Genomic DNA, 25,375 nt, shown 5'->3' on the forward strand with positions numbered 1-25,375 from the left:
ACGCAAGAAAACACCCCGCCCTTACATCACCCCATCCCACAACAGCTTCATCCCCGTCAGCATCAACGCCGTATAGGCCACCATGAAAAACAACCGCTCGGGGATCAGCTTATGCGCCTTGACCCCGATCAGCGTGCCGATCATCGCGAAAGGGATCAGCGCGGCACTCCACCCCAAAAGCTGCCATGAAAACAGGCCCAGCATGGTGTAAAGCGCGGCCTTCATCGCGTTGACCACCCAAAACACGATCACCGATGTCGCGTGATAGCGCGTCTTGTCGATCCCGCCTTGACCCAGCATGAACACCGCAAAGGGCGGCCCGCCTGCATGGGCCACGAAACTTGTGAATCCCACGCCCATGCCCGCGATCCAGCCTTTGCGCCGATCAAACCCCGTGGGCCGTGGCGCGATCCACCCGCGCGCCAAAGCGATGCGAAACAGCGGAAACCCTACCGCCACCAAACCGATCAACACCCGGATACTGTCGGCCGAGATCACGCTGAACAACACCGCCCCCAGCACAAGCCCCGGCACCGCCCCGGTCAGGATCGCGCCCGCCGATGGCTTGTCCCAGCGGCCCCAATAGGCCCGCACAGCGGCCATATCGATGGCCATCAGCACGGGCAGCATCAAGGCCAGCGCAACCCCCGGTTCGACCACCACGGCCAGAATCGCCGAGCCCGCAAATCCCAGCGATCCGCCGAAACCGCCCTTTGATATGCCCGCCAGCATCGCGCCCAGCGCGGCAAGCCCGAACATCCACCCTTCCAGCACGGATCATCCTTTCCCAAGTTTCTCAGGGGCTTGCCCGAGTTTCGCGACCATTGATCCCGAACTGGGGCTTTCCGCCGCGCTGCAGCAGACTTGCGCAAGACACGGCACAGGGCTACGCCCAACGCCGATATCAACGAGGCACTTGGAGATCAATCTCATGGCCAGACCCAAGATCGCGCTGATCGGCGCCGGTCAGATCGGTGGCACACTCGCCCACCTCGTCGCGCTCAAGGAATTGGGGGATGTCGTTTTGTTCGACATCGCCGAGGGCACGCCGCAGGGCAAAGCACTCGACATCGCCGAAAGCGGCCCGTCCGAGCGCTTCGATGCCAAGCTGAAAGGCACCAATGACTACGCCGACATCGCAGGGGCCGATGTCTGCATCGTCACCGCCGGTGTGCCGCGCAAACCCGGCATGAGCCGCGATGACCTTTTGGGCATCAACCTCAAGGTCATGAAATCCGTGGGCGAAGGCATTGCCAAGCACGCCCCAAAGGCTTTCGTGATCTGCATCACCAACCCGCTTGATGCGATGGTCTGGGCTTTGCAGAAATTCTCGGGCCTGCCCCCCCACATGGTCTGCGGCATGGCGGGTGTTCTCGACTCTGCGCGCTTCCGCCACTTCTTGGCCGAAGAGTTCGAAGTGTCGATGAAGGATGTGACCGCCTTCGTTTTGGGCGGTCATGGCGACACCATGGTCCCTTCGGTGCGCTACTCCACCGTCGCGGGCATCCCGCTGCCCGATTTGATCGAGATGGGCTGGACCACGAAGGAAAAGATGGATGCCATCGTTCAGCGCACCCGTGATGGCGGCGCAGAAATCGTGGGCCTTCTGAAAACCGGCTCCGCCTTCTACGCGCCCGCAACCTCCGCCATCGAGATGGCCGAGGCCTTCCTCAAGGACCAAAAGCGCGTCCTGCCCTGCGCCGCCCATTGCGATGGTGAGTTCGGGCTGAAGAAAATGTATGTCGGCGTGCCCACCGTGATCGGCAAAGGCGGCATCGAACGTATCGTCGAGATCAAGCTGACCAAAGACGAACAAGCAATGTTCGACAATTCCGTCAGCGCGGTCAAAGGTCTGGTCGATGCCTGCAAGGCAATCGACGAAAGCCTCGCCTGATGATCTTCGCGGCGGCCCCCGATTTGCGGGGCCGCCGCATCCCATGACGCGGCCCCCATCCCCCTATCTTGTGCCCGGCTTCTACGACCGCGCGCTCAGCGATGGCCGCCACCGCGATATCGTGGGCGGACGCTGGGATGAAACGGGGCGGCTGCAAATGGCGCTACTCACCGCGCGCGGGCTGCAACCCCATCACCATCTTCTCGATATCGGTGCCGGATCGCTGCGCCTTGGCTGCAAGGCGGTGCCTTATCTTGACCCCGGCCATTATTGGGGCACCGATGCAAGCGGCGCCCTGATGCAGCGCGGCCGCGAAGTAGAATTGCCCGATCCCGAACGCCTGCCCGCCGATCATCTGGTGGAAGATGCCGATTTCGCCTTCCCAAACCTGCCCGCGCAGGTCGATTACCTGATCGCCTTTGGCGTCTTCACCCATCTGCCGCCCAGCCAGACCGCCACGGCGCTGGCCCGCATCGCGCAGCGCTGGCCCACACCATGCATCTTTCTTTTCACCGTCTTTCTGGCCCCCGAGGGGCAGGGGGACGAAAGCCTCCGCCAACCCGATGGTGTCGTCACCCATCCCGACCGCCCGCCCTATCACATGCGCGAGACCGCCCTTTTGGCGATGGCGCAGGACGCGGGGCTACGCCTCACCCGCCAGCCCGACCGCCTGCCGCGCGGCCAAGTGCTTTGGCAGGGGTAAGGGGCGCGTTTTCCTCAAGGAAAACGCACAGGAAATCTCGAGATTTCCCACGCGGAAAACTTGAGTTTTCCGCCCCCCGTTGACAAGCCGCCGCGCGCGCGTCCTCATCGCCCTGTCCGACAGGAGAAAGCCCATGCGCGATTTCGACCAAGAACTGGAACAGCGGCTTGTCCGCTACGCCGCCATCGACAGCCAATCCGACATGGACAGCCCCGCCCAACCCTCGACCGGCATCCAACACGCGATGCTCGACCTGATGGTGGCGGAACTCGCCGAGATCGGCGCGGCCGATGTGACCAAGACCCCCTATGGCACGGTTCTCGCCACCATCCCCGGCAACCGCCCCGGCCCCACCATCGGCTTTCTCGCCCATGTCGACACCGCGCCGCAGTTCAACGCCACGGGCGTCAAACCCCGCGTGATCTGCGGCTACAACGGTGGCGCGATCAGCTTTCCCGATGCCCCCGACCTTACGCTCAGCCCCGATGATTTCCCCTATCTCGCCACCAAGATCGGCGAGGATATCGTCACCGCATCGGGCACCACGCTTTTGGGTGCCGATGACAAGGCGGGCATTGCCATCATCATGACCGCCGCGCGCCATCTGCTTGCCAACCCCGACCTGCCGCGCCCCAATATCCGCATCGCCTTCACCCCGGATGAAGAGATCGGGCGCGGTGTCGATCCCAAGCTTCCCGCCGATCTTGGCGTCGATTTCGCCTATACCTTCGATGGCGGTGACGCAGGCGAGATTGTCTATGAGACCTTCTCCGCCGATTTCGCGACCGTCACTGTCACCGGCGTCTCGATCCACCCCGGTGAGGCGACGGGCAAGCTGGTCAACGCCATCCATCTGGCGTCGCGCATCGTGCAAACCCTGCCGCAAGCGACCATGACGCCCGAGACCACATCACTGCGCGAAGGGTTCATTCATACCGTCGATATGAAGGGCAGCGCCGATCAGATGGTCGTCCGTTTTATCTTGCGCGATTTCGAACGCGATGGGCTGGCCGCCAAGGGCGATCTGATGCGCCAAGTCTGTGCCGCCATCGCCGCCACCGAACCGCGCGCGCGGATCGATGTGCAGATCACACCCCAATACCGCAACATGCGCTACTGGCTCGAGAACGATATGACCCCCGTCGATCTGGCGCGCGAGGCGCTGCGCGACTTGGGCCAAACCCCGATCGAGGCGGTGATCCGTGGCGGCACCGATGGCTCGCGCCTGACCGAAATGGGTGTGCCTTGCCCCAATCTCTTCACCGGCATGCAGAATGTGCACGGCCCGCTCGAGTTCGTCTCGGTGCAGGATATGGCACTTGCGACCCGGCTCATGGTGCAGATCGCAGCCCGCGCCGTGGCGTGAGTCGGCATCGCATACCATTGCATACGATCAACATGGTTAACTTGTGATCACAGTTTTTCTGGCTGTGATCACAAATGTCGGTTTTTTCCCGAAATGACCGCGCTTGGACGAAAAATGCGTTTCATTGCGCCCCATGGTTGTGCTTATGCCCTGTCGAACACCACCAAACACGGGACAGTTTCATGAACATTCATGAATACCAGGCGAAAGCGCTCCTTCGGCAATATGGCGCACCGGTCAGCGATGGCCGCGTGGTTCTCAAGGCGGAAGATGCCAAAACCGCCGCAGGCGAGATGGACGGCCCTCTCTGGGTCGTCAAGGCACAGATCCATGCCGGCGGCCGTGGCAAAGGTCACTTCAAAGAAGCCGACGCCGGTGAAAAAGGCGGCGTGCGCCTTGCCAAATCCGTAGAAGAAGCCGCTGAAGAGACCAAGAAGATGCTGGGCCGCACGCTCGTGACCCACCAGACCGGCCCCGCAGGCAAGCAGGTCAACCGCGTCTATATCGAGGATGGCTCGGGCATCGCGCGCGAGTTGTACCTTGCGCTTCTCGTTGACCGCCAGACCAGCCGCATTTCCTTCGTCTGCTCGACCGAAGGCGGCATGGACATCGAAGAGGTCGCAGCCCACACACCTGAGAAAATCCTGTCCTTCTCGGTCGATCCCGCCACGGGCTACCAACCCTACCATGGCCGCCGCATCGCCTATTCCCTTGGCCTCGAGGGCAAGCAGGTCAAGGAATGCGTCAGCCTGATGGCCCTGCTTTACAAGGCCTTCGTCGAGCGTGACATGGAAATGCTCGAGATCAATCCGCTGATCGTCACCGATGAGGGCAGCCTCAAGGTGCTCGACGCCAAGCTCGGCTTTGACGGCAACGCCATGTATCGCCAGCCCGATATCCTCGCGCTGCGTGACGAGACCGAGGAAGACCCCAAGGAACTTCAGGCCTCGAAATACGACCTCAACTACATCGCGCTCGATGGTGAGATTGGTTGCATGGTCAACGGCGCGGGCCTTGCGATGGCCACGATGGACATCATCAAGCTTTACGGCTCGGAACCGGCCAACTTCCTCGATGTGGGCGGCTCGGCCACCCGCGAGAAAGTGACCGAAGCCTTCAAGATCATCACTTCCGACCCGAACGTCAAAGGCATCTTGGTCAATATCTTCGGCGGCATCATGCGCTGCGATATCATCGCCGAGGGCGTGGTGGCCGCCGTCAAGGAAGTGGGCCTTCAGGTGCCGCTGGTCGTCCGCCTCGAAGGCACGAATGTCGATAAAGGCAAAGAGATCATCAACACCTCTGGCCTGAACGTCATCGCTGCCGACAACCTGTCGGATGCGGCTGAAAAGATCGTGAAAGCGGTCAAGGGCTGAACAAAGGCACCACGCAGATGCGCATGATCCAGATCCATGCCGACACCCCACCGGGCGGCAAGGCGGCAACCCAGCACAAGCTGGCCCGCCTTTCCCATGGCATCGGAACGCGGCGCGCGATCTGGTCGGCGCTGCATCTGCTGGGTGCTGCAATTTTCGTTCTGGCGATGCTGACGCGGCTGACACAGGCCGACACCGCCATAGCCCTTGGCCAGACCGCCTTGGGCGCAACCACATTCCCGCATTTGGAGCGGCCATTGCCCTCCGACCCGCATATGAATTGAGGAGAAAGACGATGGCCGTACTCGTCAACGAACACACCTTGGTGATCTGCCAAGGCTTCACCGGCAGCCAAGGCACCTTCCATTCCGAACAGGCCATCGCCTATGGCACCAAGATGGTCGGCGGCGTGACCCCCGGCAAAGGTGGCACCACCCACCTGAACCTGCCCGTGTTCAACTCGGTCCACGAGGCCAAGCATGCCACGCAGGCCAATGCCACCGCGATCTACGTCCCCCCGCCCTTCGCGGCAGACTCGATCCTCGAGGCGATCGACGCCGAGATGGAGCTGATCGTCTGCATCACCGAAGGTATCCCGGTGCTCGACATGATGAAGGTCAAGCGCGCGTTGGAAGGGTCCAAATCCCGGCTGATCGGCCCGAACTGCCCCGGTGTGATGACACCTGACGCTTGCAAGATCGGCATCATGCCCGGCTCGATCTTCCGCCGTGGTTCGGTCGGTGTGGTCTCGCGCTCCGGCACGCTGACCTATGAAGCGGTCAAGCAGACCTCGGATGTGGGCCTTGGCCAATCCTCGGCCGTGGGCATCGGTGGCGACCCGATCAAAGGCACCGAACATATCGATGTGCTGGAAATGTTCCTCGCCGACCCCGAGACGCATTCGATCATCATGATCGGCGAAATCGGCGGCTCCGCCGAAGAAGAAGCCGCCCAGTTCCTCGCCGATGAGAAAAAGCGCGGCCGCTGGAAGCCCACCGCCGGTTTCATCGCGGGCCGCACCGCCCCTCCGGGCCGCCGCATGGGCCATGCCGGCGCCATCGTCGCGGGCGGCAAAGGTGACGCGGAAAGCAAGATCGAAGCGATGAAATCCGCAGGCATCATCGTGGCCGACAGCCCCGCGGGCCTCGGCGAAGCCGTGCTCAAGGCGATCGGCTAAAGACAACGCGCCGGGCGGGGCCAGACCCGCCCGGGGTTCAACCCAAGTCAGGTGCAGCCATGACCGACCAAAGCCCCAACGACCAGTTCCACGCCTCATCCTTCATGCAAGGGCATAACGCGGCGTATCTTGAACAGCTCTACGCGCAATACGCCCAAGATCCGGGCGCGGTTGACGAGGCATGGCGCGCCTTTTTCGCTTCGCTTGGCGACACTCCCGCCGATGCCAAGGCCGAGGCACAAGGCCCAAGCTGGGCGCGCCGCGACTGGCCGCCCACCCCCAATGATGATCTGACCGCCGCACTGACCGGCGAATGGCCGCAAGCCGCCGCCGAGATCAAAGGCGCGGGCGACAAGATCAAGGCCAAGGCACAGGAAAAAAGCGTCGAAGTGACCGACGCGCAGATCCAGCGCGCCGTTCTCGATAGTATCCGCGCGCTGATGATCATCCGCGCCTACCGCATCCGTGGCCATCTGGTCGCCGACCTCGACCCGCTGGGCATGCGCGAGACGACACCCCACCCCGAGCTTGATCCGAAATCCTACGGCTTCACCGATGCCGACATGGATCGCCCGATCTTTATCGACAATGTGCTTGGCCTACAGATGGCCTCGATGCGCCAGATCCTCGAGATCGTAAAGCGCACCTATTGCGGCACCTTCGCGCTGCAATACATGCATATTTCCGACCCCGAACAATCCGCATGGCTGAAAGAGCGGATCGAAGGTTACGGCAAGGAAATCGCCTTCACCCGCGAAGGGCGCAAGGCGATCCTCAACAAGCTGGTCGAGGCCGAAGGCTTCGAGAAATTCCTCCATGTCAAATACATGGGCACCAAGCGTTTCGGCCTAGATGGCGGCGAGGCGCTGATCCCCGCGATGGAACAGATCATCAAGCGCGGCGGCGCGCTTGGCCTCAAGGACATCGTCATCGGCATGCCGCACCGTGGCCGCCTGTCGGTTTTGGCCAATGTGATGGGCAAGCCCTACCGCGCGATCTTCAACGAATTCCAAGGCGGCAGCTTCAAGCCCGAAGATGTCGATGGCTCGGGCGATGTGAAATATCACCTCGGCGCGTCGTCAGACCGTGAATTCGACGGCAACACCGTGCACCTCAGCCTGACCGCCAACCCCAGCCACCTCGAGGCGGTGAACCCCGTCGTTCTGGGCAAGGTCCGCGCCAAGCAAGATCAGCTTCGCGACACCGAACGCCGCTCGGTCATGGCGATTTTGCTTCATGGCGACGCGGCCTTTGCGGGCCAAGGCATCGTGGCCGAGGGTTTCCAGCTTTCGGGCATCCGTGGCCACCGCACCGGCGGCACCATGCATATCGTGGTCAACAACCAGATCGGTTTCACCACCGCGCCGCATTTCAGCCGCTCCTCGCCCTATCCGACCGATATCGCCCTGATGGTCGAAGCGCCGATCTTCCACGTGAATGGCGACGACCCCGAGGCCGTGGTCCATGCCGCCCGCGTCGCGACCGAGTTCCGCCAGAAGTTCGGCAAAGACGTCGTGCTCGACATCTTCTGCTACCGCCGCTTTGGTCATAACGAAGGCGATGAGCCGATGTTCACCAACCCGGTGATGTATCAGCGCATCAAGACCCATAAAACCACGCTCCAGCTTTATACCGAGCGTCTGGTCAAGGACGGCCTGATCCCCGAAGGCGAGATCGAAGATGCCAAGGCCGCCTTTCAGGCCCGCCTGAACACCGAGTTCGAGGCCGGCAAAGACTACAAACCCAACAAGGCCGATTGGCTCGATGGGCGCTGGTCGCATATCAACCGCGAAGGGGCCGACTACCAGCGCGGCGAAACCGCGATCAAACCCGAAACGCTGGCCGATGTGGGCCGCGCGCTGAGCACCGCACCCGAAAGCGTGAGCCTGCACAAAACCGTCTCCCGCCTGCTGGAAGCCAAGCAAGAGATGCTGACCACGGGCACGGGCTTTGATTGGGCCACCGCCGAAGCGCTGGCCTTCGGCTCGCTTCTGACCGAGGGCTTCCCCGTCCGCCTTGCTGGCCAAGACAGCACGCGCGGCACCTTCTCCCAGCGCCACTCCGCCTTGATCGATCAAGCCAGCGAAGATCGCTACTACCCGCTCAACAACATCCGCGAGGGGCAAGCGAAGTTCGAGGTGATCGACAGCGCCCTGTCCGAATACGCGGTCTTGGGTTTCGAATATGGCTATAGCCTTGCCGAACCCAATGCGCTCACCATGTGGGAGGCGCAGTTTGGCGATTTCGCCAATGGCGCACAGATCATGTTCGACCAGTTCATCAGTTCCGGCGAACGCAAATGGCTGCGCATGTCGGGCCTCGTCATGCTGCTGCCGCATGGTTTCGAAGGCCAAGGCCCCGAGCATTCCTCGGCCCGGCTCGAACGCTTCTTGCAAATGTGCGCCGAGGATAACTGGATCGTCGCCAACTGCACCACGCCCGCCAACTACTTCCACATCCTGCGCCGCCAGATCCACCGCAGCTTCCGCAAGCCGCTTGTGCTGATGACGCCCAAATCGCTTTTGCGTCACAAGCTTGCGATTTCGGACGCGGCCGATTTCACCACCGGCTCCTCTTTCCACCGCGTGCTGTGGGATGACGCCGAAAAGGGCCATTCTGACACCGTGCTCGCCAAGGATAGCAAGATCCGCCGCGTCGTGATCTGCTCGGGCAAGGTCTATTACGATCTTCTCGAAGAACGCGATGCGCGCGGGCTGACGGATGTCTACCTGCTGCGTCTGGAACAGTTCTATCCCTTCCCCGCACATTCGCTGATGAAAGAGCTTGAGCGCTTCAAAGGCGCCGAGATCATCTGGTGCCAAGAAGAGCCCAAGAACCAAGGCGGCTGGTCCTTTGTCGAACCCAATATCGAATGGGTGCTGACCCGGATCGGCGCCAAGCACACCCGCCCGCGCTATGTGGGCCGCGCGGCCTCGGCCTCGCCCGCGACGGGCTTGGCCAGCCAGCATAAATCCCAACAGACCGCGCTCGTGAACGACGCGCTGACCATCGAAGGGTAATGACCATGACGATCGAAGTTCGCGTGCCCACCTTGGGCGAAAGCGTCACCGAAGCCACCGTGGCCACGTGGTTCAAAAAACCCGGCGAGGCCGTCGCGGTTGACGAAATGCTGTGCGAGTTGGAAACTGACAAGGTCACGGTCGAAGTGCCAAGCCCCGCCGCGGGCATCCTTGGCACCATCGTCGCGGCCGAGGGTGAAACCGTCGGCGTCAACGCGCTTTTGGCCACGCTCAGCGAAGGCGCAGCCGCAGCCCCCGCTGCTGCCGCCGCCAAACCCGCCACCAGCGCCGCCGTCGATGTCATGGTCCCCACGCTCGGCGAAAGCGTGACCGAGGCGACGGTTGCCACATGGTTCAAGAAAATCGGCGACACCGTGGCGCAAGATGAAATGCTCTGCGAGCTTGAAACCGACAAAGTCTCGGTCGAGGTGCCAAGCCCCGCTGCCGGTGTCTTGAGCGAAATCATCGCCGCCGAAGGCACAACCGTGCAAGCCAATGGCAAGCTCGCCGTAATCGGCGGCGCTGTCGCCGCTGTGGCCGCCGCACCCGCCCCTGCGCCCGCCGCGACCAGCGCGGGCAAAGATATCGCCCATGCCCCCTCGGCGCAAAAGATGATGGCCGAAAAAGGCATCGACGCCGCTCAGATCACAGGCACCGGCCGCGACGGTCGGATCATGAAGGAAGATGTGATGAAGGCCGCCTCTGCCCCGCAAGCCGCAGCACCCGCACCCATGGCCAGCGCCCCCCGCGCCCCCTCCCCGGCCGAGGATGCCGCGCGCGAAGAACGGGTGAAAATGACCCGCCTGCGCCAGACCATCGCGCGCCGCCTGAAAGATGCGCAAAACACGGCGGCAATGCTCACCACCTATAACGAGGTCGACATGACCGAGGTGATGGCCCTGCGCAACGCCTACAAGGATGACTTCGAGAAAAAGCACGGCGTGCGGCTTGGCTTCATGTCCTTCTTCACCAAGGCCTGCGTCCATGCGCTGCGCGAAGTGCCCGAGGTCAATGCCGAGATCGACGGCAATGATATCGTCTATAAGAACTTCGTGCATATGGGCGTGGCCGCCGGCACCCCCACCGGGCTTGTCGTGCCGGTGATCCGCGACGCCCACACCATGTCCTTTGCCGAGATCGAGAAAGCCATCGCTGAAAAGGGCCGCCGCGCGCGTGACGGCAAGCTCTCGATGGCCGAGATGCAGGGCGGCACCTTCACCATCTCCAACGGTGGCGTCTATGGCTCGCTCATGTCCTCGCCCATCCTGAACCCGCCGCAATCGGGCATCTTGGGCATGCACAAGATCCAAGACCGCCCCATGGCGATCAATGGCCAAGTGGTGATCCGCCCGATGATGTATCTCGCACTCAGCTATGACCACCGCATCGTGGACGGCAAAGGCGCCGTGACCTTCCTTGTGCGGGTGAAAGAAGCCCTCGAAGATCCGCGCCGCTTGCTGATGGATCTGTGATCTATTCCCGTCACCCTCGGGCTTGACCCGAGGGTCCCCAAGCCACCAACCACCGTCACCCTCGGGCTTGACCCGAGGGTCTCCAAGCCACCAACCACCGTCACCCTCGGGCTTGACCCGAGGGTCTCTAAGCCACAAGACTGATAGGATGTTCGTATACATGCTGACCAATAAACCAGATGGAACGCTTTATATCGGCGTTACCAACGATCTGGTCCGGCGCGTGTATGAGCACCGCACCCATGCGGTAAAGGGCTTCACGGATCGCTACAATCTCGAACGCCTCGTCTGGTTCGAACCGCACGCAGACCCCACGCAAGCCATCCGGCGCGAAAAGGCGCTGAAACGCTGGAACCGCGCTTGGAAAATCGCACTGATCACACAGACCAACCCGAGTTGGCGCGATCTGTGGGACGAGATCGTCGGGTCAAGCCCGACGATGACGGGAAAGCTGGCCCAATGATCGCTCCCCCTAAGACCGTCACCCCCGGGTTCGACCCGAGGGACTCCCTCCGCCACCACACCCCCGTCACCCTCGGGCACACCCCCACCGTCACCCTCGGGCTTGACCCGAGGGTCTCCCCCGCTCCTCACGGAAGCCGAACATGACCACCGAGCTTTACATCCTCGCCCTCGCGGCCCTCCTGCAATATGTCCAGATTGCCCTCTACTCCGTCGCCGGGAACGCACAGGCAGGGGCCAAGGCCGCCATGGGCCCGCGCGACCAAAAGATCGAGTTGACCGGCGTCGCCGGTCGCCTGCAACGCGCGATGAACAACCATTTCGAGGGGCTGATCCTGTTCGGCATCGCGGTCGTGGTCGTCACCCTCTCGGACCGCTCCAGCGCGCTGACGGAAGGTTGCGCCCATGCCTATCTGATCTCGCGCGTCCTGTTCATCCCGGCCTATGCCCAAGGGCTTGTGCCTTGGCGCAGCCTCATCTGGGCCGTGGGATTTCTCGCCACCCTCATCATGCTGCTTGCCGCGCTCTTTGGCGGGGCAGCGTAACCGCGATATGTACAGCCTGTGTACAGGGTGTGTACGCCCTGTGACGGCAGAACTCGACAGGAGGACACCATGTCCAGCTATGACGTCATCATCATCGGTTCCGGCCCCGGCGGCTATGTTTGCGCCATCCGCTGCGCGCAGCTTGGCCTGAAAACCGCCGTGGTCGAAGGGCGCGACACGCTCGGCGGCACCTGCCTCAATATCGGCTGCATCCCCTCCAAGGCGCTCTTGCATGCCTCCCACCAACTCCATGAAGCGGAACATAATTTTGCGAAAATGGGGCTGATCGGCAAAGCGCCCAGCGTCGATTGGAAACAGATGCTCGCCTACAAGGACGATGTCATCGGCCAGAACACAAAGGGCATCGAATTTCTGTTCAAAAAGAACAAGATCGACTGGCTCAAGGGCTGGGGTTCGATCCCCGAGGCAGGCAAAGTGCGCGTGGGCGACGCGACCCATGACGCGAAAAACATCATCATCGCAACGGGTTCCACCCCATCCGTGCTGCCCGGCATCACCATCGACGAAAAGATCGTGGTGACATCTGAGGGCGCGCTGTCACTGCCCAAGATCCCCAAGAAACTGGTCGTGATCGGCGCAGGTGTGATCGGCCTTGAGCTTGGCTCGGTCTATGCCCGCTTAGGGGTTGAGGTGCAGGTGATCGAGTATCTCGACCACATCACCCCCGGCATGGATGCTGAGGTCGCAAAGAACTTCCAACGAATCCTTTCCAAACAAGGCCTTGGCTTCACCCTCGGCGCTGCCGTTCAGTCGGTCGAGACAGCCAAAGGCAAAGCCACCGTCACCTACAAACTGCGCAAAGATGACAGCACCCACAGCATCGACGCCGATGTGGTTTTGGTGGCCACGGGCCGCAAACCTTACGTCGATGGCCTAGGCCTCGACGCTTTGGGCATCACCATGACCGAGCGCGGCCAAATCGCCACCGACGCCCATTATGCCACCAATATCAAGGGCATCTACGCCATCGGCGACGCCATCACCGGGCCGATGCTCGCCCATAAGGCCGAAGATGAAGGCATGGCCGTGGCCGAGGTGCTGGCGGGCCGTCATGGCCATATGAACTATGGCGTCATCCCCGGCGTGATCTACACCCACCCGGAAGTGTCCTCTGTCGGCGCAACCGAAGAAACCCTGAAAGCCGAGGGCCGCGCCTACAAGGTCGGCAAGTTCTCCTTCATGGGCAATGGCCGCGCCAAGGCCAATTTCGCTGGCGACGGTTTCGTCAAGATCCTCGCCGATCAGCAAACCGACCGCATCTTGGGCGCTCATATCATCGGCCCGATGGCGGGCGATTTGATCCACGAGATCTGCGTCGCGATGGAATTCGGCGCATCGGCCCAAGACCTCGCCATGACCTGCCATGCCCACCCCACCTACTCGGAGGCGGTGCGCGAGGCGGCACTCGCCTGCGGCGACGGCCCGATCCATTCCTGAACGGGGCTAACCCCCTTCTCTGTTTCAAAAATATCCTCCGGGGGTCCGGGGGTGGAAAACCCCCGGTAAGGCCCTTTGCAAAGGGCCTTACCCCGCCAAAAGCCGCAGTCCTTGCGTCACATCGGCCCGCACGGCCAGCCGCAACCCTGGCTCATCCCCCGCCTTCAGCGCGGCCACGATCAAGCGGTGATGCTGCGGCAATTCCGTCCGGTTCAAGCGCCCATAAAGCGCGCGCATGGTCGGGCCGAGTTGCAGCCACACGGTCTCGGTCAAGGCCAGCATCGCGGGCGCTTGCGCGCGCAAGTAAAGCGTGCGGTGAAACTCCAGATTGCGCCGGATATAGGCGACCGCATCGCGCCGCGCGATGGCCTGCCCGATGGTGGCGTTGATCGCCTCCATCCGCTCGATCAGCGCCGGATGCGCGCGGGGCAGCGCGCGGGTGGCCAGTTCCGGCTCCAACAGCGCGCGCAGTGCCGCCAACTCCTCGATCCGCTCATTGGACAGCTCCGGCGTCGAGACACGGCCGGAACTGGACAAGAACAGCGCCCCTTCGCTGACCAGCCGGCGCACCGCTTCGCGTGCAGGTGTCATTGAGACGCCGAATTCCGCCCCCAGACCGCGCAGCGTCATCGCTTGGCCCGGACCCACCTCGCCATGCATGATGCGCGAGCGCAGCGCGCGATAGACCCTGTCATGGGCCACCGCGGCGCCTGTCTCGGTCGGGCGCGGGTTCATCTGCATCATCGCTCCTCCTGCGCCGTGTCGAATCGCCACGCCAGCAATTCTGCCCCGTGGCGTTTGAGCCAAGCGCGATGGATCTCGTAATCGGGCCTGAGCCGCGCACAAACCCGCCAAAAGGCCGGGGAATGGTTCATCTCGGCCAGATGGGCCACCTCATGGGCGGCGACGTAATCCAGCACGGCGGGTGGTGCCATGATCAGTCGCCAAGAAAACATCAAATCCCCCTTGGACGAACAACTCCCCCAGCGGCTACGTGGGTCGCGCAGCGTGATGCGCTGGTGGCTGCGCCCCAAGGCAGCGGCATGGGTCTGTACGGCCTGTGTCAGCCGCTCACGCGCCAAGGCCGCCAAAAGCGCGCGGATACGCGGGCCCACGCGCGGGCTATCGGGCACTTCGATACGGCCATCGCGAAAACGTGTCGCGCGGGCGGGGGCGGCCACCACCTCGCGCGGTGTGCCGCAGATCGGCACCCAAGCCCCGATGGCCGCGCGCTGTGGCCGCGCCGCATTTTCCAGATGTCCGCGCAACCAGCCCTCCCGGTCGCGCAAAAAAGCCAAGGCTTCGCTCTCGGGCGCCCATACCGGCAAAGACAGGCTGACACGCCCATCGGCGCGCGAAACACGCAAGCTAAACCGCGTCGCGCGGGGCGAACGCTTGAGCGAAATCTCGACCGGCGGATCGCCGGGCAGAACATGGGTCGAGGGGCGTTTGTTCGTCACCGGATAGACAGTCCTGAGCAAGCGGCAGCAGCAGCCTAGCATACGGGGTTTACAGCATCACGCTACTATGGCAGAGGACCGCATCCAGCGATACCGAAGACTTCTTTGAAGGGGGTTTCATGCCCAAAGAGGAATGGGGCGTCAAACGCGTCTGTCCCACGACCGGCAAACGGTTCTACGACTTGAACCGCAAGCCAATCATCAGCCCCTACACCGGTGAGGTTGTCGATCTCGACGCCGCCAAGCCGGGCCGTGGCCTTGTCGCCAGCAAAGCCGACAAAAAGGTCGCGAAGGAGGTCGTCATCGAAGAGGATGATGATCTGGTTCTCGATGATGACATCGAACTTGATGATGATGCAGATGTCGAAATCGATGATGATGATGTGCTGGACGATGACGATGATGGCGATACGGTCGCACTTGACGACCTCGCCGATGTCGCCAGCCCCAGCGACGATGACTAACCACGCCGCACTTGGCGAGCGTGTCTGACAACCACCGAGGGCGGTGAATACTGCGGGGAAAAGCTTGATTTTTCCCTTGCACAGCTTACCGCCCTCGCTTACACCGCCGACCACTCGCAAGGGTGCGTATCCCTTGGAAATGGGGCCTTAGCTCAGCTGGGAGAGCGCTTGCATGGCATGCAAGAGGTCAGGGGTTCGATCCCCCTAGGCTCCACCAAATCCCCCAAAAGACCATCACCGGGATGATACCGACCAAGACGGGCTTGCCCTGTTTGGCGGCACATGCTGCATGTTGACAAAACATGGAGGGACGCATGGAACCCGACCGATTGATCTTGCTTGGTACCAAGGGTGGCCCTGCGGTGCGCCCCGGCGGGCCGATGCCGACGGCAAGCCTGTTGTGGCTGGATGGTCAGCCGATCATCGTGGATTGCGGCCTTGGGGTGACGCGTTCTGCAGTCAACGCGGGTCTTGATCTACGGGAGTTGTCGCTGATCTTCATTACCCATCTACATTCCGATCATGTGCTTGAACTGGGCGGGCTGGTGCACACGGCTTGGACCACCGGGCTGAAAGAGCGTCTGCGCATCTACGGCCCGGCAGGCACGCGCGCGCTTTGGGATGGGTTCTTGGCCTCCTTGGCTTTCGACTGCGATATCCGCGTGCGAGACGAGGGGCGGATACCTCTGTCCAACTTGGTCGAGGTCATCGAGTACGGACCGGGCCTTGTTCTCGATATGGGCGGAATATGCGTCAACGCGTTGCGCGTCGAACACCCACCCGTGACCGATTGTTTCGCATTGCGATTCGACGCGGCCGCATCCGTCGTGTTCTCCGCCGATACGCGATTCTTTCCGCCCTTGGCCGATTTCGCCCAAGGTGCCGATGTGCTGGTCCATGAAGCGCTTTTGCCCGCCGGTGTCGATGCGCTGGTCGCACGCAGCAATGGGGGCGAAAAGCTCCGCCAGCATATCAACGCCAGCCACTCCACCGCCGCCGAGGCAGGCTTGATCGCGCACAAGGCGCGTGTTGGGCGTTTGGTGCTGCATCACTTGGTTCCGGCGGATGATCCGGCTTTTGGCCCTGCGGATTGGACGGAAGCGGTGCGCGAAACTTGGCAAGGCGCGTTGGATATTGGCCATGACGGGATGATGATCCCCCTGCGGCAGCGATAATTCCCGGCAAATGAAAAAGCCCCAGCAACCTGCCGGGGCTTTCGTCGTTTCAGCCAATGCGCAGCTTAGCCAATGATGGCGTTCATCGTCGCCGAGGGGCGCATGATCGCCGCCGTCTTGGCCGGGTCATTGTGATAGTAGCCACCCGTATCCACCGCTTGGCCGCGGGCTGCGTGAAGTTCGGCCAAGATCGCGGCTTCCTTCTCGGCCAAGGCTTTCGCGATGGGTGCGAAATGCGCGGCCAATTCGGCATCGTCGCTTTGGGCGGCCATCGCCTCGGCCCAGTAGCGGGCAAACCAGTAATGGCTGTCGCGATTATCAGGCTCACCTGCCTTACGGCCCGGCGAGCGGTCGTGATCCAGCACGCCTTGGGTTGCGGCATCGATGGCATTGCCCAGCACGCGGGCCTTTTCGTTACCCTTCGTATCGGCCAAGAACTTGAAGCTTTCGCCCAGCGCGCAGAATTCGCCCAAGCTGTCCCAGCGCAGGTGGTTTTCGGCCTGAAGCTGCTGCACATGCTTAGGGGCCGAGCCGCCAGCGCCCGTCTCGAACAGGCCGCCGCCCTGCATCAGCTTGACGATGGACAGCATCTTGGCCGAGGTCGCCAACTCAAGGATCGGGAACAAATCGGTCAGGTAATCGCGCAGCACGTTGCCGGTGATGGCGATGCAGGTCTTGCCCTCGGTGATCGTCTCGAAACTGGCGCGGGTGGCCTCGCGCGGGGCCATGATCTCGAACAGATGCGCCACACCTTTGGCCGCAAGGATCGGCTTCACATAGGCGATCAATTCGGCGTCATGGGCGCGTGTTTCATCGAGCCAGAAAATCGCCCGGCAGCCCTCACTGCGTTGACGGTCGATGGCGAGATTCACCCAATCCTCGATCGGGGCCTTGCGGGTCGAGGCCGAGCGCCAGATATCGCCGGCCTTGACCGCATGCTCGTGCAACACCGTACCGTCATCGAGGATCATCTGCACCACACCCGCCTGTGCGATCTCGAAGGTGGTGGGGTGGCTGCCGTATTCCTCGGCCTTTTGCGCCATCAGGCCGATGTTCTGCACTGTGCCTGCGGTGGCGGGGTTCAGCTTTCCGTTCTCTTTGAAGAACTTGATCGTCTCGTCATAGACGGGCGCGTAGGAATCATCAGGGATGACGCAGACCGCGTCGTGTTCCTTACCATCCGGCCCCCAGCCCTTGCCGCCTGCGCGGATGAGCGCGGGCAACGAGGCGTCGATGATCACGTCGGACGGCACATGCAGGTTGGTGATGCCCCGGTCGCTGTCGACCATGTAAAGCGGCGGGCGCGCGGCCATGCAGGCATCAATAGCCGCCATGATCTGCGCGTCGCTCTTGACCCGCTCCAGCAAATCGCCAAGGCCCGAGTTCGGGTTTACGCCCATGGTGGCCATCTTGTCGCCGAACGCGGCAAAGACGGGGGCAAGGTAAGCACGCACGCCATGGCCGAAAATGATCGGGTCCGAGACCTTCATCATCGTGGCCTTGAGATGCAACGAGAACAAGACGCCCTCGGCCTTGGTGCGGTCAATCTCGGCGGTGAGGAAGTCCTGCAATGCAGCGACATCCATATAGGTCGCATCGACGACCGTTCCGGCCGGGTAGCTCACGCTGTCTTTTAGCACATGCTCGCTGCCATCGGCGGCCTTGAGCACGATCTTGGCAACCGCCGCCTTGGCAAGCGTGACCGATGCCTCGTTCGTGCGGAAATCCCCGCCAGACATGGAGGCGACACGGGTCTTACTGTCAGCCGACCAATCGCCCATGCGATGCGGGTTGGCTTGCGCATAGGCTTTGACGGCCTTAGCCGCGCGGCGGTCTGAATTGCCTTCGCGCAAGACCGGGTTCACTGCCGAACCCTTGATCGCGTCGTATTTGGCGCGGGCGGCTTTTTCCGCATCGCTCACGGGCGCCTCGGGGAAATCAGGCACAGCGTAGCCTTGGCTTTGCAACTCTTGGATCGCTGCCACAAGCTGGGGCACCGAGGCCGAGATATTGGGAAGCTTGACGACATTTGCCTCGGGCGTTTTGACCAGATCGCCAAGGATCGCCAGATCATCCGAGATACGCTGCGCTTCGCTCAGATACTCGGGGAAAGCCGCCAAAATGCGACCGGCCAGCGAAATGTCGCGTGTGCTGATGCTGACGCCAGCGGCGGCAGCAAAGCTGCTGACAATCGGCAAAAGCGAGGCCGAGGCAAGCTCGGGCGCTTCGTCGACCTTGGTGATGATGATATCGGCATTCGACTGATCGGTCATGGTAATCCCCAGGGGCTCAGAGTTTGGTATGCAATAGTACACAAACGACGAAAGGTCCACAGCCACGACACGCAATCAAGCGAGGCAGGTTGCCGCGCACCCGCCCACCCATAACATCGCAAGGCTGGCCAATACATCCACAACCGCGTAAGCCAAACAAGGGGGCCGCATGTATTGCGGAATGAGGGCGCGACACGGTTCAGATGGTACAACACAGCACGCTGCGACAGTTTTGGCGCCGGTATCTGCGCCCAACGCGCCCCGAGGATATCTCGACCCCTGAGGGACGGAAAAACGCGTTACATTTCATGCGTTGGCACGATCACGGCATTTTGCGTGGCATCTGGCACAACCAACACCAAATCACGCCCGGCGTGTGGCGCTCTAACTACCCCGATGATGCGCGGATCGCAAAGCTGGCCCAGATGGGCATTGCCAATATCATCACGCTGCGCGGCACGACGACGACACCTTGGCTGCTGCTCGAGACTGAGGCCTGCACACGACACGGCATCGCGCTGCATGCCATCCCGATGCGCTCGGCGGCCGCACCACGGCGTGAAACGCTGCAAGAGTTGATCGCGCTTTTCCGCAAACTCGACCGCCCTTTGCTGATGCATTGCAAATCCGGCGCTGACCGCACTGGGCTTGCCAGTGCGATCTACCTGATGGTGATCGAGGGCCAACCCTTGCCGGTGGCACGGCGCATGCTGTCGCTACGCTATCTGCATGCGCATTTCCTCAAGGCGGGGGTTTTGGACATGCTGCTTGATGATTTCGCGCGCGCGGGCCATGCCGATTTCGAAAGCTGGCTGGCCAATGATTACGATGCCGCCGATCTACAGGCGCGTTTTGATGGGCAAAACACGCCCTGATCTGTGGCGCGTGGCACAACGCGTGATTCCGCCATGACCCGGACAAGCGACCCCAAAGCCGGTGCGCCACATTAGCTGACGCCAGATTTTTGACCAACAGCGCCCAACCTGCCCAATAAAGATGCAGCAAGATCAATGGTCCGCCGTCATGGCGCGTTTCCAAAGGTCTGGGGCTTGCTGATCGCCCGCAGAGGTCAACAGCTTGGCCTCGCCGGGACATGCCCGGCGCGAACACCGCCCGGCTGCGCCAATCGTGCAAGAAAGAAACAGCCGGGCAGTCACAACATGAACTGCTGCCCGATCCAGATGGCGCGAAACACTTGCAAATGCAAGGCTTCGCACCCGTGACGCGCAGCGCGATCCAAGGAAACTGCGTATCATGGCATTCAAACCTCTCCTCGCATCGGCAACTGCGCTCACGTTGCTCTCGACCCCTGCCTTGGCTGATTGCCCCATCAAAGTGGGTGTTTTGCATTCGCTTTCGGGCAGCATGGCAATCTCGGAAACCACGCTGCGCGACGTCATGCTGATGCTCATCGAACAGCAAAATGCCGCCGGCGGGCTTTTGGGCTGTCAGATCGAGCCGATTGTCGTCGATCCGGCCTCGGACTGGCCGCTGTTCGCCGAGCGCGCGCGTGAATTGCTCACCGTAAGCGAGGTCGATGTGATCTTCGGGGCATGGACATCGGTCAGCCGCAAATCGGTTCTGCCAGTGCTCGAAGAGCTCAACGGGCTGATGTTCTACCCGGTCCAGTACGAGGGGCAAGAAAGCTCGCGCAATGTGTTCTACACAGGCGCCGCCCCCAACCAACAAGCGATCCCGGCGGTTGATTACTACCTTGAAGAACTGGGCGTGACGAGCTTTGCGCTTCTCGGCACCGATTACGTCTATCCCCGCACGACCAACGCAATCCTCGAGGCTTATTTGCTAAGCAAAGGCATCGCGCCCGAGAACATCTTCGTCAATTATACCCCCTTCGGGCATAGCGACTGGTCGACCATCGTGTCAGATGTGGTGGCACTGGGTGCCGGCGGCGAGCAGGTCGGCGTGATCTCGACCATCAATGGCGATGCCAATATCGGTTTCTACACCGAACTTGCCGCCCAAGGCGTGAGCGCCGATGACATCCCCGTGGTCGCCTTCTCAGTCGGTGAGGAAGAGCTTTCGGGCCTCGATACCTCGCGGCTTGTGGGGCATTTGGCGGCGTGGAACTACTTCATGTCGGCCGACACCCCCGAGAACGAAGCCTTCATCGCGGCATGGCACGCCTTCATCGGTGACACAGCACGGCCCACCAACGACCCGATGGAGGCGCACTATATCGGCTTCAATATGTGGGTAAATGCCATGACCGAAGCAGGCACCACCGATGTGGATGCCGTGCGCGCGGCGATGTGGGGCCAAGAGTTCCCGAACCTGACCGGCGGCACCTCGGTCATGTTGCCGAACCATCACCTCGCCAAGCCCGTGTTGATCGGCGAAATCCGCGCCGATGGTCAGTTCGACATCATCAGCCAGACAACCGAAGTGCCGGGTGAGGCATGGACGCCCTTCCTGACCGAAAGCGCGACGCTGACCTCGGATTGGGAAACGCTGGGCTGCGGCATGTATGACACCGCGACATCAACCTGTGTTCAGCTGACTTCGAACTACTGAGCTGATCAGGGGATGCGCGGGCTTTGGTGCGCGCATCCCCCCGACCCCTCGCAAGGCTTTCTTCCATGTCGATTTTCGCGCGCCTCTTGCCCCTGTGTCTGGCCTTTGCGCTAGCTGCACCGCTGGCGGCACAAACCCCGCTGCAAGATGTGCTACAGGCAAACCGGGCCGATATCGCCAACCCGTCGCGCGGGACGGTCGGCCAAGTCATCGCCGCACTCATGGCCGCAGATGCGCCGGGCACCGATGAATTCCTGCGCCAATGGCAAGATCGCACCGTGATCGAAGAGCCGCAGACCGGTCTTTTCTACTACGCAACCGAGGTGGAGGGGCGCCAACTGGCCCTGATCGATGTGGACAGCGGGTTTGAGGCCGCCCGCGTCGGCAGCCGCGATGTGACCGCGATCCGCCCTAACGCCGGTGTGCGCCGCGAGATCGGGGCCGCACTGGTCCGCTTCGAGCTTTCGGCCCCCGACCCCGCCCGCCGCTTGGCCGCACTCGAGGCGATTGGGCGCAGCCCGGATGCCGAACAGATCGCGCTTCTCGCAGCATCGATCCCCGATGAACCCGATACCGATATCCGCATCCGCAAGGAACGCTTGCTTGATCTGCTCAATGCGCGTTTCGCAACCGAGACCGCAACGCGGATCGCGGCGATCGCGGGCCTTTCCGGCGATGTCTCGACCGAGGCACGGCGCGCGCTGAACCAGATCCTTGCCACCGAGCCGGGCATTGCCCCCAGCCTGCCGCAAGATCGCAATATTGCGCGCGTCTTGATCCCCGGCCAAGACCTCAGCCGCGAGGACGCCTATGACCGTCTGGTCGCAGCAAGCCTTGCGCCCGCGCGCGCTGACCGTAACAGCATCCGCGACGGGCTCTTGGCCCATGTGGCCGATGGGATGGTGGGCGGGCTTCCGACACATCGCATGTCCGACCCATCAGCCCGGCTTGCGGCCTATGATGCGCTTGTGGCCCAAGGTCTGGTGCCGCCACTGGTGAGCGAGGCCGATATTGACCAAAGCCTTGCCGGATACGCTTTCTTCGATGCCTATCTTGAACCCGACGCGACATTGACCGACGCTGCGCGTGCCGCGATTGAGCAAACCGACACGCGGCTGCGGCTTTTTCAATGGCTTGCCATCTCGCTTGATGCGCTCTCCTTGGCCTCGATCTTTTTCCTCGCGGCCATTGGGCTTGCGATCACCTTTGGCGTCATGCGTGTGATCAACATGGCGCATGGCGAGTTCATCATGATGGGCGCCTATACGGGCTATGTCGTCCAGACCATGATCCCCGACTATACCGTCAGCCTGATCATCGCTTTGCCGCTTGCCTTTGCCGTGGCCTTTGCCGCCGGTGTGGCGATGGAGCGGCTGGTGATCCGCCACCTTTACACGCGCCCTTTGGAAACGCTGCTTGCGACCTTTGGCATTTCCATCGCGCTGCAGCAAATGGCCAAGAACATCTTCGGCACACAGGCCCGGCCGCTGACCGCCCCCGATTGGCTGGCGGGTGCCATCAGCCTGAATGATGTGGTCTCGATTAGCACGATCCGGGTGGCGATCTTTGTACTGGCGCTGATCTTTCTGGTGGCGCTTTTGGTGATGCTGAAACGCACAAGGCTGGGGCTGGAGGTGCGGGCAGTGACACAAAACCCCGGCATGGCGGCAAGCATGGGCATCAACCCCGACCGCATCAACATGCTGACCTTCGGCCTTGGCTCGGGGATTGCGGGGGTCGCGGGTGTGGCCATCGGGCTTTACGCGCAGGTCACATCGGAAATGGGGGCCAATTACATCGTGCAAAGCTTCATGACCGTGGTCGTGGGCGGTGTCGGCAATGTCTGGGGCACGCTGGCCGGCGCGGGGCTGATCGGCTTCCTGCAGAAGGGGATCGAATGGTTCAACCCGTCCAATACGCTGGCGGCCCAAACCTATATGGTGCTGTTCATCATCCTGTTCATCCAGTTCCGGCCAAGGGGCATCATCGCCCTCAAGGGCCGCGCGGCGGGGGAATGATGCCATGACGCTGATCAACCGCCCCCCCGTTGCCGCCACAGCCCCGATCTTGGCCCAAGGGACGCAAACACCGCCCCCCCGGCGCGGATTCCTGCGCGAGAACCCATCCATCCCGTGGTTTCTGGGGCTTTTGACGATCTTTACCCTGATCGTCAGCGTGCTGTCCGAAGGGCTGGGGATCGGCGCGCTTTCGACCTCCATGGTCAAGATCCTTGGGATGACGCTGTGCCTGTGCCTGATCGCCATCGCGATGGATGTGGTCTGGGGCTATTGCGGTATCCTGAGCCTTGGGCATTTCGCGTTTTTCGGGCTGGGCGGTTACGCCATCGGCATGTGGCTGATGTATGCGCGCACCGAGATCGTCATCCGCGAGAGCCTGACGGGTGCCGTGCTGCCACCTACCGAAGCGGAATTGTCCGAAGCGGTCGCGGCCCAGATCTTCGGTGTCGTGGGCAGTTCGGAATTGCCCCTGATCTGGAGCTTTGCCCATTCGCTGCCCGCGCAATTGGCGCTGGTCGTATTGGTGCCGGGGCTACTTGCGCTGGTCTTTGGCTGGCTCGCGTTCCGCAGCCGGGTAACAGGCGTTTACCTGTCGATCCTGACGCAAGCTATGACGCTCGCCTTGGCGCTGTACCTTTTCCAGAACGACACGGGGCTGCGCGGCAACAACGGGCTGTCAGGGCTTCAGAACATCCCCGGTCTGTTTGATATACCGCAAGCGGTGTTGGCGGTGTGGTTCCTCTGGGCCTCGGCCTTGGCGCTCGGCTTGGGGTATCTGCTCTTTGCTTGGATCGTGTCGGGCAAGTTCGGCTCGGTCATCCGCGCCATTCGCGACAACGAGGCGCGGGTGCGCTTTCTTGGCTACAATGTCGAGGGCTACAAGCTGTTCGTCTTTACGCTTACGGCCATCATCTCAGCCATCGCGGGCGCGCTTTATTACCCGCAAGCGGGCATCATCAACCCCGCCGAGCTTGCCCCCATCGCCTCGATCTACCTTGCCGTCTGGGTGGCCATCGGCGGGCGCGGGCGGCTTTACGGTGCGGTGATTGGGGCTGCCACCGTCTCGCTCTTGTCAAGCTGGCTGACGGGCGGCGGCGCGCCCAATATCGAGATCGGGGCGTTCCGCCTGATGTGGGCCGATTGGTGGCTGGTGTTTCTGGGCCTTGGCTTTGTGGCGGTCACGCTGTTCTTTCCCAAGGGCATCGGCGGGCTATTCGACAAGATCGTGAGGAAAGCGCCATGATGACCCTGCTCGAAGTGCGCGATGTCTCGGTCAGTTTCGATGGGTTTCGCGCGATCAACAATCTGTCGCTCTCGATCGGTGAGCCGGAATTGCGCGCGGTGATCGGCCCCAATGGTGCGGGCAAGACCACCTTCATGGATATCGTCACCGGCAAGACCCGGCCCGATAGCGGACAGGTCTTGTGGGGCGAGCGGCAGATCGACCTTTTGCGCCTGTCCGAAAGCCAGATCGCGCGCGCAGGCATCGGGCGCAAGTTCCAAAAACCCACCGTGTTCGAAGATCAAAGCGTGCGCGCCAACCTGTCGATGGCCGTGCGCAACAAGCGCGGCCCCTTCGCGGTGCTGATCTGGCGGGCAACCGCGCAGGATCACCAGCGCATCACTGAACTGGCCCATGAGATCGGCCTGACCGAGCGCCTTGACGACCGGGCGGGAGACCTGAGCCATGGGCAAAAGCAATGGCTGGAAATCGGGATGCTTCTTGCACAAGATCCGCGGCTATTGCTCGTCGATGAACCCGCCGCCGGCATGACGCCATCAGAGCGGGAACACACCACCGACTTGCTCAAGCGCGCGGCGCAGACGCGGGCGGTGATGGTGATCGAACATGATATGGAATTCATCCGCCGCCTCGATTGCCGGGTGACCGTGCTGCATGAGGGGTCGGTTCTGGCCGAAGGCTCGCTTGATCATGTCACCAAGAACCAACAGGTGATCGATGTTTATCTGGGGCGTTAA

At 62.1% G+C, this 25,375-nt stretch carries 22 protein-coding genes and 1 tRNA gene; 19 read left to right on the forward strand and 4 right to left on the reverse strand.

Going from position 1 to position 25,375, the window contains the following annotated elements; translation table 11 throughout:
• Positions 1-21: 21 nt before the first annotated feature.
• Positions 22-774, reverse strand: coding sequence for a sulfite exporter TauE/SafE family protein (locus KG698_RS09605; RefSeq protein WP_367114067.1), 753 nt, complete (start codon positions 772-774; stop codon positions 22-24).
• A gap of 157 nt (positions 775-931) precedes the next feature.
• Here KG698_RS09605 and mdh point away from each other — a divergent pair, with 157 nt between their 5' ends.
• The 11 genes from mdh (at position 932) to lpdA (ending at position 13,473) form a co-directional block, all read left to right on the forward strand.
• Positions 932-1,894, forward strand: coding sequence for a malate dehydrogenase (gene mdh / locus KG698_RS09610; protein WP_213685360.1), 963 nt, complete (start codon positions 932-934; stop codon positions 1,892-1,894).
• Positions 1,895-1,937: 43 nt separating this feature from the next.
• On the forward strand, positions 1,938-2,597 hold the full coding sequence (locus tag KG698_RS09615) for a class I SAM-dependent methyltransferase (RefSeq protein ID WP_213685361.1): 660 nt from the start codon (positions 1,938-1,940) through the stop codon (positions 2,595-2,597).
• 133 nt (positions 2,598-2,730) lie between these two features.
• On the forward strand, positions 2,731-3,963 hold the full coding sequence (pepT, locus tag KG698_RS09620; RefSeq protein ID WP_213685362.1) for a peptidase T: 1,233 nt from the start codon (positions 2,731-2,733) through the stop codon (positions 3,961-3,963).
• Between the two features lie 182 nt (positions 3,964-4,145).
• A complete protein-coding gene (sucC, locus tag KG698_RS09625) occupies positions 4,146-5,339 on the forward strand; it encodes an ADP-forming succinate--CoA ligase subunit beta (protein WP_213685363.1) in 1,194 nt (397 codons plus the stop codon).
• Between the two features lie 17 nt (positions 5,340-5,356).
• Positions 5,357-5,623, forward strand: a complete 267-nt coding sequence (locus tag KG698_RS09630; RefSeq protein WP_213685364.1) for a hypothetical protein — start codon at positions 5,357-5,359, stop codon at positions 5,621-5,623.
• An 11-nt stretch (positions 5,624-5,634) separates the two neighbouring features.
• Positions 5,635-6,516, forward strand: coding sequence for a succinate--CoA ligase subunit alpha (gene sucD / locus KG698_RS09635; protein WP_213685365.1), 882 nt, complete (start codon positions 5,635-5,637; stop codon positions 6,514-6,516).
• A gap of 59 nt (positions 6,517-6,575) precedes the next feature.
• Positions 6,576-9,536 carry a 2-oxoglutarate dehydrogenase E1 component gene (locus tag KG698_RS09640; protein WP_213685366.1) on the forward strand — a complete coding sequence of 987 codons (2,961 nt, stop codon included), beginning with the start codon at positions 6,576-6,578 and terminating at the stop codon, positions 9,534-9,536.
• A 5-nt stretch (positions 9,537-9,541) separates the two neighbouring features.
• On the forward strand, positions 9,542-11,008 hold the full coding sequence (gene odhB / locus KG698_RS09645; protein ID WP_213685367.1) for a 2-oxoglutarate dehydrogenase complex dihydrolipoyllysine-residue succinyltransferase: 1,467 nt from the start codon (positions 9,542-9,544) through the stop codon (positions 11,006-11,008).
• Between the two features lie 148 nt (positions 11,009-11,156).
• On the forward strand, positions 11,157-11,471 hold the full coding sequence (locus KG698_RS09650; RefSeq protein ID WP_213685368.1) for a GIY-YIG nuclease family protein: 315 nt from the start codon (positions 11,157-11,159) through the stop codon (positions 11,469-11,471).
• Between the two features lie 142 nt (positions 11,472-11,613).
• Entirely contained in the window at positions 11,614-12,015 is a 402-nt protein-coding gene (locus tag KG698_RS09655) for an MAPEG family protein (protein ID WP_213685369.1), read from the forward strand.
• Between the two features lie 69 nt (positions 12,016-12,084).
• Complete coding sequence (gene lpdA, locus KG698_RS09660; protein ID WP_213685370.1) at positions 12,085-13,473, forward strand: dihydrolipoyl dehydrogenase; 1,389 nt, start codon at positions 12,085-12,087, stop codon at positions 13,471-13,473.
• Positions 13,474-13,560: 87 nt separating this feature from the next.
• Here the strand turns inward: lpdA and KG698_RS09665 are convergent, their stop codons facing one another.
• Together KG698_RS09665 and KG698_RS09670 are read right to left on the reverse strand one after the other, a co-directional pair.
• A complete protein-coding gene (locus KG698_RS09665; RefSeq protein WP_213685539.1) occupies positions 13,561-14,214 on the reverse strand; it encodes a GntR family transcriptional regulator in 654 nt (217 codons plus the stop codon).
• Entirely contained in the window at positions 14,214-14,933 is a 720-nt protein-coding gene (locus KG698_RS09670) for a M48 family metallopeptidase (RefSeq protein WP_367114068.1), read from the reverse strand. The genes KG698_RS09665 and KG698_RS09670 overlap by 1 nt, the downstream gene beginning before the upstream one ends.
• Positions 14,934-15,052: 119 nt before the next feature.
• On the opposite strand from KG698_RS09670, the gene KG698_RS09675 reads away from it, so the two are divergent.
• From KG698_RS09675 to KG698_RS09685, 3 genes are all read left to right on the forward strand, one after another.
• Entirely contained in the window at positions 15,053-15,397 is a 345-nt protein-coding gene (locus tag KG698_RS09675) for a TIGR02300 family protein (protein ID WP_213685372.1), read from the forward strand.
• Between the two features lie 141 nt (positions 15,398-15,538).
• Positions 15,539-15,614: transfer RNA gene (locus KG698_RS09680), tRNA-Ala, on the forward strand.
• A 97-nt stretch (positions 15,615-15,711) separates the two neighbouring features.
• On the forward strand, positions 15,712-16,572 hold the full coding sequence (locus KG698_RS09685) for an MBL fold metallo-hydrolase (RefSeq protein WP_213685373.1): 861 nt from the start codon (positions 15,712-15,714) through the stop codon (positions 16,570-16,572).
• Positions 16,573-16,637: 65 nt separating this feature from the next.
• Here KG698_RS09685 and KG698_RS09690 read toward each other — a convergent pair whose 3' ends face one another.
• Entirely contained in the window at positions 16,638-18,845 is a 2,208-nt protein-coding gene (locus tag KG698_RS09690; RefSeq protein ID WP_213685374.1) for an NADP-dependent isocitrate dehydrogenase, read from the reverse strand.
• 203 nt (positions 18,846-19,048) lie between these two features.
• Here KG698_RS09690 and KG698_RS09695 point away from each other — a divergent pair, with 203 nt between their 5' ends.
• From KG698_RS09695 to urtD, 5 genes are all read left to right on the forward strand, one after another.
• The gene (locus tag KG698_RS09695; RefSeq protein WP_213685375.1) at positions 19,049-19,720 is read left to right on the forward strand and encodes a tyrosine-protein phosphatase; all 672 of its coding nucleotides are present in this window, start codon (positions 19,049-19,051) and stop codon (positions 19,718-19,720) included.
• A 379-nt stretch (positions 19,721-20,099) separates the two neighbouring features.
• Complete coding sequence (urtA, locus tag KG698_RS09700; protein WP_213685376.1) at positions 20,100-21,377, forward strand: urea ABC transporter substrate-binding protein; 1,278 nt, start codon at positions 20,100-20,102, stop codon at positions 21,375-21,377.
• A 65-nt stretch (positions 21,378-21,442) separates the two neighbouring features.
• The gene (gene urtB, locus KG698_RS09705; protein WP_213685377.1) at positions 21,443-23,395 is read left to right on the forward strand and encodes an urea ABC transporter permease subunit UrtB; all 1,953 of its coding nucleotides are present in this window, start codon (positions 21,443-21,445) and stop codon (positions 23,393-23,395) included.
• Positions 23,396-23,399: 4 nt separating this feature from the next.
• Positions 23,400-24,638 (forward strand): urea ABC transporter permease subunit UrtC, encoded by a 1,239-nt coding sequence (gene urtC, locus KG698_RS09710; RefSeq protein ID WP_213685378.1) that lies wholly within the window; start codon positions 23,400-23,402, stop codon positions 24,636-24,638.
• Positions 24,635-25,375, forward strand: coding sequence for an urea ABC transporter ATP-binding protein UrtD (gene urtD, locus KG698_RS09715; RefSeq protein ID WP_213685379.1), 741 nt, complete (start codon positions 24,635-24,637; stop codon positions 25,373-25,375). The genes urtC and urtD overlap by 4 nt, the downstream gene beginning before the upstream one ends.

It is taken from the genome of Roseicyclus sp. (genome assembly GCF_018402035.1).
Taxonomy (GTDB): Bacteria; Pseudomonadota; Alphaproteobacteria; order Rhodobacterales; family Rhodobacteraceae; genus Roseicyclus.

Excerpts from the sequence above, each read along its gene's own strand:
- mdh (WP_213685360.1), top strand. The coding sequence starts at position 932 with ATGGCCAGACCCAAGATCGCGCTGATCGGCGCCGGTCAGATCGGTGGC.
- KG698_RS09615 (WP_213685361.1), top strand. The coding sequence starts at position 1,938 with ATGACGCGGCCCCCATCCCCCTATCTTGTGCCCGGCTTCTACGACCGC.
- pepT (WP_213685362.1), top strand. The coding sequence starts at position 2,731 with ATGCGCGATTTCGACCAAGAACTGGAACAGCGGCTTGTCCGCTACGCC.
- sucC (WP_213685363.1), top strand. The coding sequence starts at position 4,146 with ATGAACATTCATGAATACCAGGCGAAAGCGCTCCTTCGGCAATATGGC.
- KG698_RS09630 (WP_213685364.1), top strand. The coding sequence starts at position 5,357 with ATGCGCATGATCCAGATCCATGCCGACACCCCACCGGGCGGCAAGGCG.
- sucD (WP_213685365.1), top strand. The coding sequence starts at position 5,635 with ATGGCCGTACTCGTCAACGAACACACCTTGGTGATCTGCCAAGGCTTC.
- KG698_RS09640 (WP_213685366.1), top strand. The coding sequence starts at position 6,576 with ATGACCGACCAAAGCCCCAACGACCAGTTCCACGCCTCATCCTTCATG.
- odhB (WP_213685367.1), top strand. The coding sequence starts at position 9,542 with ATGACGATCGAAGTTCGCGTGCCCACCTTGGGCGAAAGCGTCACCGAA.
- KG698_RS09650 (WP_213685368.1), top strand. The coding sequence starts at position 11,157 with ATGTTCGTATACATGCTGACCAATAAACCAGATGGAACGCTTTATATC.
- KG698_RS09655 (WP_213685369.1), top strand. The coding sequence starts at position 11,614 with ATGACCACCGAGCTTTACATCCTCGCCCTCGCGGCCCTCCTGCAATAT.
- lpdA (WP_213685370.1), top strand. The coding sequence starts at position 12,085 with ATGTCCAGCTATGACGTCATCATCATCGGTTCCGGCCCCGGCGGCTAT.
- KG698_RS09665 (WP_213685539.1), bottom strand. The coding sequence starts at position 14,214 with ATGCAGATGAACCCGCGCCCGACCGAGACAGGCGCCGCGGTGGCCCAT.
- KG698_RS09675 (WP_213685372.1), top strand. The coding sequence starts at position 15,053 with ATGCCCAAAGAGGAATGGGGCGTCAAACGCGTCTGTCCCACGACCGGC.
- KG698_RS09685 (WP_213685373.1), top strand. The coding sequence starts at position 15,712 with ATGGAACCCGACCGATTGATCTTGCTTGGTACCAAGGGTGGCCCTGCG.
- KG698_RS09690 (WP_213685374.1), bottom strand. The coding sequence starts at position 18,845 with ATGACCGATCAGTCGAATGCCGATATCATCATCACCAAGGTCGACGAA.
- KG698_RS09695 (WP_213685375.1), top strand. The coding sequence starts at position 19,049 with ATGGTACAACACAGCACGCTGCGACAGTTTTGGCGCCGGTATCTGCGC.
- urtA (WP_213685376.1), top strand. The coding sequence starts at position 20,100 with ATGGCATTCAAACCTCTCCTCGCATCGGCAACTGCGCTCACGTTGCTC.
- urtB (WP_213685377.1), top strand. The coding sequence starts at position 21,443 with ATGTCGATTTTCGCGCGCCTCTTGCCCCTGTGTCTGGCCTTTGCGCTA.
- urtC (WP_213685378.1), top strand. The coding sequence starts at position 23,400 with ATGACGCTGATCAACCGCCCCCCCGTTGCCGCCACAGCCCCGATCTTG.
- urtD (WP_213685379.1), top strand. The coding sequence starts at position 24,635 with ATGATGACCCTGCTCGAAGTGCGCGATGTCTCGGTCAGTTTCGATGGG.